Here is an 8,221-nt window from a genome sequence, read left to right on the forward strand (position 1 = left end):
AAGATGAAACGTTTAAAATGTATAGTTGCATACGACGGCACACACTTTTCAGGTTATCAAGTTCAGCCCAATAAGCGAACTGTTCAACTGGAGATTGAAGCCGTTTTAGAGAAAATGCATAACAAAAAAGTTCCGATTTACGCCTCTGGACGAACGGACACAAATGTTCATGCACAGGGGCAAGTCATTCATTTTGATACAAACCTAAATATTCCATGTGATAAGTGGAAAAAAGCATTGAATTCAATGCTACCAGATGATATTGTAATGAAGAATGTATGTGAAGTTGATGCACATTTTCACGCCCGGTATGACGTTACTTCAAAAGAGTACCGCTATCATATTTTGCGCGGCGAAGATCGAAATCCTTTCACTCGTTCTTATGCATACCATTACCCTTATCCATTAGACTACTCAAAAATGAAAAAAGCCATCACATATTTACTCGGTACACACGACTTCACAAGCTTTTGTTCAGCGAGGACAGAAGTGGAAGATAAGATTCGTACGATTTACAAGATTGATATGTATGAAGAGAATAGTCAGCTTGTGTTTAGATTCGTTGGAAGTGGCTTTCTGTATAATATGGTTCGTATTCTTGTTGGAACGCTTTTAGAAGTAGGACAAGGCCGTATTGAACCAGATGCTATAAAAGATATTCTAGAAAGCAAATCACGTCCTCGTGCAGGGAAAACTGCGCCTTCGCAAGGGCTATATTTATGGCGCGTTTTCTATGACAACTAAACCTGGTGTAACATTTTCTTGACATTAGTAGCTTAAAGATATAATATATCATATGGTATGTATTTTAACCCCACGGTTAGCCCCGGAAATTAATCGTGTTGAAATAGAAGGTTGAAATAATTTTATAATTGATGATGAAAATTAGGAGGGAAACTCATGCGTACAACTTTCATGGCGAAAGCAAACGAAGTAGAGCGTAAATGGTATGTTGTCGATGCTGAAGGTAAAACTTTAGGTCGTTTAGCAAGTGAAGTAGCATCAATCTTACGCGGTAAACATAAACCAACTTTTACACCACATGTTGATACTGGTGATCACGTGATCCTTATCAATGCGTCAAAAATCGAACTAACAGGTAAAAAATTAACTGATAAAATTTATTACCGTCACAGCATGCACCCAGGTGGTTTGAAACAACGTACAGCATTAGAAATGCGTACTAACTACTCTGAGAAAATGCTTGAATTAGGAATCAAAGGCATGCTTCCAAAAGGTAGCCTAGGCCGTCAAATGTTCAAAAAATTACATGTGTATGCTGGTGAAACACATCCACATGAAGCACAAAAACCAGAAGTTTACGAACTTCGCGGATAATTAATAAGAGGAGGTTATTATCTTGGCACAGGTACAATATTACGGAACTGGTCGTCGTAAAAGCTCTGTTGCTCGTGTACGTTTAGTACCAGGTAACGGTCGCGTAACAATCAACGGTCGTGAAATCGAAGAATACATTCCATTTGCTGCACTACGTGAAGTAGTAAAACAACCACTTGCTTTAACTGAAACTGTAGGTAACTATGACGTATTTGTAAACGTTAATGGTGGAGGTTATGCAGGTCAAGCTGGCGCTATTCGTCACGGAATCTCTCGTGCTTTATTAGAAGCAGACCCTGAATACCGTGGAACATTAAAACGTGCTGGTCTATTAACTCGTGACGCTCGTGCGAAAGAACGTAAAAAATACGGTCTTAAAGGCGCTCGTCGTGCACCACAATTCTCAAAACGTTAATTTTATATTACGTTTCAAGCCTTGGTCTTTGGACCAAGGCTTTTTTTATTTGTTGTTTGCGTATGAGACGAAGGCTTGTGCAGACAATATGTAAAAAAGGGAGGCGTTATCGTGAACGAGGTTACATATTTAAAAGAAAAACGTTATGAAAAAGAAATGAAATATGAACGCAAAGTCCTAAGGGAGCTGTCCTTTGATTTGCTTCAAGAGAGGCTGCGCCGTTATTTTCATCCCATGTTTCAGTGGAATATGCTAGGAGACGAACATGTGGAGGAGTACTGTCTTGATATTGCCATCGAATCATTTTTATTAGGTGCCCGGGTGAGTAAACGTGGTAAAGGCTACGAAGATTTTCAGAAGCACAGTAAGCAAGAAGAGTCTCTTTTAATTGATACATTGTACGGAGCCGTCAGCATGTCTGTAACAGATCTTTATCAAGATGGTCTGTATTATTTGTGTCAAGGATATGTGCAAGACTGGTGGAAAGAAGGTTATCGAACCGCAGAAAAAAGACGTCGGTTACGTTTGCATTAAAAAGTACTCATAATTCCCGTTCTTGTCCCATATAGAAATAAATAGGTGAGGCAAGAAGGGAAGGGATAAAATGTCTAAAGTAAAAATAATGAGCACAATTATAGCGCTTCTCGTTCTTTATGTCATTGTACAATATCAGATAGATCATAGAACATCATCCGGTTCGCTTTCACTTCCTCTTAGCGGGAAAGTTATTGTACTAGATCCTGGACATGGCGGTGTTGATGGAGGAGCCGTAGGAGAGGATGAAGTGCTTGAAAAAGAAATAACTCTTAAAATTTCGTTAATGCTTCGGGACTATCTGCAAGAGCAAGGGGCACTTGTTATAATGACGAGAGAAAAAGACGAAGACCTAGCGGCCAAAGACACAAGAGGATACAGTCGCAGAAAAGTAGAAGACTTAAAAAATCGCTTAACGATGATTAATAAATCCAATGCTGATTTGTACTTAAGTATTCACTTGAATGCTATTCCATCCTCTGCATGGAGAGGGGCTCAAACTTTCTATTACGGGTCCCTAAAAGAAAACGAGCAAGTGGCTAAACTCATTCAACAAGAGCTAAGAAATAATCTGGATAATACGAGTCGTGAAGCAAAAGCTATTCAAACTCTTTACCTTCTTAAGCATTCTAAGCCACCAGGTGCTTTGGTTGAAGTAGGATTCTTATCAAATCCTACAGAACGTAAAATGCTTCAATCGAAACGCTATCAAAAAAAGTTAGCTGAATCCATTTATGAAGGAGTCAGCCGGTATTTTACTGGAGAAAAGCCCAAATAAAAAGCATAGCATCCTTCTATTCAGAAAAATCTAATATGTATGATATACTTGATAGTATAAATAAATAGATTTTAACATGGTGGTGGGAGTATGCTAACGGAAAAGCAAGTAAAAGAAGTAGTAGGGGAAATTACAGATCCATTTTTAAATAAAAAACTATCAGAAACAGATGCGATTAAAGAAATAACAATTAAAGCTGAAAAACAGCATATAAGCCTGAAGATTGCTGTTGCAAAAACAGGTACTAGTGAACAGCTGAGCCTTCAAGGCACGATTGTAGAAGAATTAAAAAAAGCAGGTGTACATTCGGTTGGACTGCGATTTGTTGAGTTTACGCCTGAAGAACTTCAGCAGTACCGCGCTGAGCAACCGAATACTGGCAACTTACTAACTAGTCCCAATGCACCTGAATTTATTGCTATTGCCAGCGGTAAAGGAGGCGTTGGTAAATCAACAGTCTCTGTTAATTTGGCCGTTTCTCTAGCTCGTTTAGGAAAGAAAGTTGGTTTAATTGATGCTGACATTTATGGATTCAGCGTCCCAGATATGATGGGAATCACACAGCGTCCTGTAGTAGAAGGTGAAAAGATTATTCCAGTTGACCGTTTCGGAGTAAAAGTTATTTCCATGGGCTTCTTTGTAGAAGATAATTCACCTGTTATCTGGCGAGGACCTATGCTTGGAAAAATGTTGACGAGCTTTTTTACAGAAGTTGAATGGGGAGAATTAGATTATCTTTTACTAGACTTACCTCCCGGAACAGGTGATGTCGCATTAGACGTTCACTCCATGCTTCCTGCTTGTAAAGAAGTAATTATTACAACACCACATCCTACAGCGGCATTTGTTGCAGCTAGAGCGGGTGCTATGGCTTTGAAAACCGATCATGAGGTAATCGGAGTTGTAGAAAATATGGCCTACTTTGAAAGCCAGCTAACAGGGGAAAAAGAGTATGTATTTGGTAAAGGCGGAGGTCCAAAACTCGCTGAGGAACTTCAGACAGAGCTGTTAGGACAGCTTCCGTTAAGTCAGCCTGACTGGAATGAAGAAGATTTTGCACCTTCCATTTACGATGAATCGCATCGTTTAGGTAAAATATATGGAGAGATTGCAAGCAAGATTGCATTTATTTGCGAAAATGAAAAAGCAGCAACAGGAAAATAGCAAAAAGCACGCGCTCGAACAGCGCGTGCTTTTTGCTATTATACAGAGAGTTCAATTTGCGCCTTTTTTAAATCAAATGCTAGGTTTTGTTTTAAGAGAGCTAAAAATGTTTTTCCGGCTGTACTTACGGTGTGAGACTGGTGCTTTAAAATGCCGATTGCAGGCCCCTCATGCAAGTCATGAATCGTTTTAACCACCACTTGATCTGGCGGAAGAGTTGCGCTTATTTGTGGAACAACGGCTACTCCTAAGTTTTCTTTTACAAAATGCTGAAGTGTGCTAATAGTGCCTAACTGGACTTTAGCAGGCAGTTGGCCCGTTCGTTCAAAGATTAGCTGCTCAATTTTCTTTTGAACGGAAGATTGCCCAGCTGTAATCAGCGTTTCGTGTATTAAATCTTTTGCAAAGATTGTTTTTCTTTTTGTTAGAGCATGATTGAATGGTAGTAGCAGCACAAGTTTTTCCGTTAGTAATGCCTCAAATTCTATATCTCTGAACGATTCTGAGACAGTGCCAATCGCGAAATCAATTTCTTGATTGCGTATATGTTGATGAAGATGCTTTTCGTCTGTAACGAGTAAGCTAATTTCTGTGTTGGGATATCTTTTTTTAAATAATGAGAGAATGGAAGGCAGTCGACTGCTTGCTGTAGGCTCTGCAGCACCTATACGGATAGTGCCAGCTTCGCCTGTTGAATAATCCTTTAAGGTGTTATTTAGATATTCATATTCCTTTAGTAAAATATTTGCCCGCTCGTAAAAGATTTTACCTGCTTCAGTAAGTTTTATGCTTTTTCCTCGTTCTAAAAGCTTAAATCCTAGTTCGGATTCTAACTTTTGAATGTGCAGTGTAATGGTAGGCTGAGAGTACTTTAAATATTCAGCGGCTAATTGAAAGCTTCCTAAACGAACAATGGTTTGAAACGTTTTAATAACGCGAAATTCCATCGAATTCCCTCCTTTTGCTATAAAACGATTGTGTTAATTTCTAATATTTTACCATAAAGCTAAGAATTAAAGTTTACAATTCCAATAAAAATACTAAGTATTAAAAAATATAAAGAAGTTATTTAGGTTTTTTAATAAAAATAAATGACATAATTAAATACGCACCTCATATGAGATGCGTATTTAATCACTGCTGTTGCTGTTCTCCGCCTGAATCAGATCCAGAGGAAGAAGAACCACCATCGTCGCTGCTTTGTTTTTGTCCACCTTGTGTTTCTTCAGCGGCTTTCAAAAGAATGTCTTGAATTTTAGATTGATAAAGAGGGCTATCAAACGTTTCGGTCATAATCTTTTGTAAATAAGTGCGATATTCTTTACTCTTTAAAACAGTCAGTACTTCTTTTTCCATAGCCGGATCCTTTAAAACATCTTGAAGCATTCCTTGATATTCAGGATCTTTCATCAGTTGTTTGATGACCGTCTTATTTTCTTTTTCCAAACTTTTAGCAAAACTTTCAGCAAACTTCGGATCATCCATGGCTTTTTTCCAAAATTCCACGCCTTTATCTGAGACTAGGGTTTGAGAAATTGTATCTTTTATCGCGTTTTGATCCATTAAAATATCTTGTCTAACAGAAGGGTCTTTCATAATTGCCTCGACTGCTTTTTTTCCTTCATCTGTTTTTAAAATATCAACAACCATTTTCTTTGTTTGATCATAATCCATACCATTGTTCTCTTCATCTTGCGGTGCACAGGCTGTAGCTAAAAGCATACACATTCCTATATAAATGAGGAGCATGAGTCGCTTTTTCATAGTAATGAGCTCCTTTCCTAATATGCTTACGCTTAATATGAGATAATCAAGGTTTTTTATTCATAAAAGAGCTCTAGATTTTTCAAAACGTGATTGGTACAATTTATGAAAAGGTACAATTTTGTAACTTATGGGGGAGATGGAAGTGAATAGTCGAAATTGGGTTCGTCTATTTCTAACCACGTTAGCTGTCGGGGGGATAAGTACAGCTTTTGTTGGGTTTGCGGTGCGCTGGGGGGAATACAGTCACTTATTTCAACAAGGAAAGATAGGAGAAATTGTTGCTGTTTTAACATGGCTCGTAGGCGTAGGGTTTATTTTTAGTTTAATTAGTCAGATGGGGTTTTTTGCATATTTAACTATTCACCGATTTGGGTTGGGAATTTTTAAATCTGCATCACTTTGGAAATCGGTTCAAATTGTATTTGTTTTATTTGTATTATTTGACGTTGCTTATTTTCGATATAAGTTCTTTCAACAACCGGGAGAAGGCATAGGCAAGTATATTTTGTTAAGCGTTTTCTTGTTAGCGGTAGGGTTGTTAGTGGCGTATGCAAAGAAAAAGCAGACGAATAAAGAAGCTTTTGTACCAGCGCTGTTTTTTATGATTGTTGTAACGACAATTGAATGGTTCCCTGCGCTGCGAACGAACGAAGAAAGCTGGCTTTACCTTATGGTGTTTCCACTTCTAATTTGTAATATGTATCAACTTCTTATTTTGCCGAAACTTCTTACGCACGAAAGAATAGCAAAAGCAGACAAATAGCATATTTGTCTGCTTTTGCTTTCCATATACAGTGGGAATAGATCTTAGCGGATATCTTTTACTTGGGTTTTTGAATTTGAAATTAATGTTGAAACACTTACGTTTGAGACTTTTTTATTTTGTAATGAATTCTTGATATATGGAATAGCCTTTGCTGTTTGTTGAGCGGAGTCAGACGCATGCAGCAAGATAATATCTCCCCCATCTAAGGGTTTTGTGACATTCGATACAATCTTTTCAACTCCTGGATTTGTCCAGTCTTTAGAGTCGATGCTCCAGTGCACGGTTGTATATCCTATATCCGCTGTTAATTTTAAGATGTCTTTATTAAATTGCCCGTTAGGAGGCCGAAGAAGGTGAACATCTTTAAGTCCTAGGGAATCAAAGACTTTCTTTGATTTTGCAAGATCTTGTCTAATTTCATTAGGTTTTAGGCTTGTATAGGAAGTATAATCATAGCCCATTGTGCCAATTTCGTGGCCTTCTTTTTTTATGCGCTCTACAACATCTGGATGACGTTCAGCCCATGAAGCAGATAAAAAGAAAGTAGCATGTTCAATATGCTGTTTTTTCAGTTCATTTAGAATAGGAATAGCTCTTTCGTCTCCCCAGCTGATGTTAAATGTAAGAGCGACTTCGGGATTTTTATCATCCGCCTTATAAACAGCTCGTGGACCATTATCTGTTGAAAACACAGGAAAGTGAAACGTCTGTTGAGCATAAAGAAAAAAGCTTGTAAAAAAAGCAGCAACTACGATAAGCATTGTTTGTTTGATTCTTTTGGCTCGAATAGTATAAAACATATTCATTTTGTCACCTCATTTAATAAGTAGTACTTGTCTAATTTGTATGCGTTTTGTCTACAATTAATAACAGGTAAGGAAAAGAACGACTGATTTTATTTTGATGTTTTGAGAATCAATGTCGCAAAAAGCAGGTGAATCAATGAAAATTTGTTTATTTAATCAAGTGGAGTGTTTAGAGTTAGAAGCACTACTTAGAGCAGAAATGAAAAGAACAAACGTTGCTTTGCAACAAAGTTTGAATCATGTAGTTCTTGAACGAAACATTCAAGAGAAGTATCAAATCCTTTCAAAGATCTTGCTAAGGTTCAGTGAAAACAGGGAAGTAAATAAGGTTTTTTGATAAAACGAAAAAAACTTTTCGAAAAGTGTTGACTTTATATAGTACAGATGTTAAATTATTAAATGTCGCTGATGAGTGATTGAAAAACAATCGCAATTCATCAGAAATAAAATATTAAAAAGTTGTTGACAAATGAAAGACAACTTGTTAATATAAAAAAGTCGCTCAAGAGCGGCGGTTGAACTTTGAAAACTGAACAAAGCGACAAACGTCAACGTTAAATTTTATTTTTTAATTGAGCAAGTCAAACATTTCTTCGGAGAGTTTGATCCTGGCTCAGGATGAACGCTGGCGGCGTGCCTAATACATGCAAGTC

Annotated in this window: 11 protein-coding genes and 1 rRNA gene; 9 read left to right on the top strand and 3 right to left on the bottom strand. The window is 37.5% G+C overall.

Going from position 1 to position 8,221, the window contains the following annotated elements; translation table 11 throughout:
• Positions 1-3: 3 nt before the first annotated feature.
• The 6 genes from truA to AC1D0Y_RS25720 all read left to right on the top strand — a co-directional run bounded on the left by truA (position 4) and on the right by AC1D0Y_RS25720 (position 4,229).
• Positions 4-744, top strand: coding sequence for a tRNA pseudouridine(38-40) synthase TruA (gene truA, locus AC1D0Y_RS25695; RefSeq protein ID WP_013054957.1), 741 nt, complete (start codon positions 4-6; stop codon positions 742-744).
• A gap of 156 nt (positions 745-900) precedes the next feature.
• Complete coding sequence (gene rplM / locus AC1D0Y_RS25700; protein WP_013054958.1) at positions 901-1,338, top strand: 50S ribosomal protein L13; 438 nt, start codon at positions 901-903, stop codon at positions 1,336-1,338.
• 22 nt (positions 1,339-1,360) lie between these two features.
• Positions 1,361-1,753, top strand: coding sequence for a 30S ribosomal protein S9 (gene rpsI, locus AC1D0Y_RS25705; RefSeq protein ID WP_013054959.1), 393 nt, complete (start codon positions 1,361-1,363; stop codon positions 1,751-1,753).
• 111 nt (positions 1,754-1,864) lie between these two features.
• Positions 1,865-2,287, top strand: coding sequence for a DUF2521 family protein (locus AC1D0Y_RS25710; protein ID WP_013054960.1), 423 nt, complete (start codon positions 1,865-1,867; stop codon positions 2,285-2,287).
• A gap of 70 nt (positions 2,288-2,357) precedes the next feature.
• Entirely contained in the window at positions 2,358-3,065 is a 708-nt protein-coding gene (gene cwlD / locus AC1D0Y_RS25715; RefSeq protein WP_060747343.1) for an N-acetylmuramoyl-L-alanine amidase CwlD, read from the top strand.
• Between the two features lie 90 nt (positions 3,066-3,155).
• Entirely contained in the window at positions 3,156-4,229 is a 1,074-nt protein-coding gene (locus AC1D0Y_RS25720) for an Mrp/NBP35 family ATP-binding protein (RefSeq protein WP_060747344.1), read from the top strand.
• 38 nt (positions 4,230-4,267) lie between these two features.
• Here the strand turns inward: AC1D0Y_RS25720 and AC1D0Y_RS25725 are convergent, their stop codons facing one another.
• Both AC1D0Y_RS25725 and gerD read right to left on the bottom strand, forming a co-directional pair.
• Positions 4,268-5,176, bottom strand: coding sequence for a LysR family transcriptional regulator (locus AC1D0Y_RS25725; protein WP_477708120.1), 909 nt, complete (start codon positions 5,174-5,176; stop codon positions 4,268-4,270).
• A 187-nt stretch (positions 5,177-5,363) separates the two neighbouring features.
• Positions 5,364-5,993, bottom strand: a complete 630-nt coding sequence (gerD, locus tag AC1D0Y_RS25730; protein WP_013054964.1) for a spore germination lipoprotein GerD — start codon at positions 5,991-5,993, stop codon at positions 5,364-5,366.
• Positions 5,994-6,138: 145 nt separating this feature from the next.
• Between gerD and AC1D0Y_RS25735 the strand changes: the two genes are divergently transcribed.
• The gene (locus AC1D0Y_RS25735) at positions 6,139-6,759 is read left to right on the top strand and encodes a KinB-signaling pathway activation protein (protein WP_060747345.1); all 621 of its coding nucleotides are present in this window, start codon (positions 6,139-6,141) and stop codon (positions 6,757-6,759) included.
• Positions 6,760-6,803: 44 nt separating this feature from the next.
• Here AC1D0Y_RS25735 and pdaB read toward each other — a convergent pair whose 3' ends face one another.
• Entirely contained in the window at positions 6,804-7,568 is a 765-nt protein-coding gene (pdaB, locus tag AC1D0Y_RS25740; RefSeq protein WP_057242643.1) for a polysaccharide deacetylase family sporulation protein PdaB, read from the bottom strand.
• Positions 7,569-7,704: 136 nt separating this feature from the next.
• On the opposite strand from pdaB, the gene AC1D0Y_RS25745 reads away from it, so the two are divergent.
• Together AC1D0Y_RS25745 and AC1D0Y_RS25750 are read left to right on the top strand one after the other, a co-directional pair.
• Entirely contained in the window at positions 7,705-7,905 is a 201-nt protein-coding gene (locus tag AC1D0Y_RS25745) for a hypothetical protein (protein WP_060747346.1), read from the top strand.
• Between the two features lie 253 nt (positions 7,906-8,158).
• Positions 8,159-8,221 (top strand): 16S ribosomal RNA (locus tag AC1D0Y_RS25750); the annotation flags it as partial.

It is taken from the genome of Priestia sp. P1_B12_1, assembly GCF_056406695.1.

What these genes read in the sequence shown, in the direction of transcription:
- truA (WP_013054957.1), top strand. Translation starts at nt 4, where the DNA reads ATGAAACGTTTAAAATGTATAGTTGCATACGACGGCACACACTTTTCA.
- rplM (WP_013054958.1), top strand. Translation starts at nt 901, where the DNA reads ATGCGTACAACTTTCATGGCGAAAGCAAACGAAGTAGAGCGTAAATGG.
- cwlD (WP_060747343.1), top strand. Translation starts at nt 2,358, where the DNA reads ATGTCTAAAGTAAAAATAATGAGCACAATTATAGCGCTTCTCGTTCTT.
- AC1D0Y_RS25720 (WP_060747344.1), top strand. Translation starts at nt 3,156, where the DNA reads ATGCTAACGGAAAAGCAAGTAAAAGAAGTAGTAGGGGAAATTACAGAT.
- AC1D0Y_RS25725 (WP_477708120.1), bottom strand. Translation starts at nt 5,176, where the DNA reads ATGGAATTTCGCGTTATTAAAACGTTTCAAACCATTGTTCGTTTAGGA.
- gerD (WP_013054964.1), bottom strand. Translation starts at nt 5,993, where the DNA reads ATGAAAAAGCGACTCATGCTCCTCATTTATATAGGAATGTGTATGCTT.
- pdaB (WP_057242643.1), bottom strand. Translation starts at nt 7,568, where the DNA reads ATGAATATGTTTTATACTATTCGAGCCAAAAGAATCAAACAAACAATG.
- AC1D0Y_RS25745 (WP_060747346.1), top strand. Translation starts at nt 7,705, where the DNA reads ATGAAAATTTGTTTATTTAATCAAGTGGAGTGTTTAGAGTTAGAAGCA.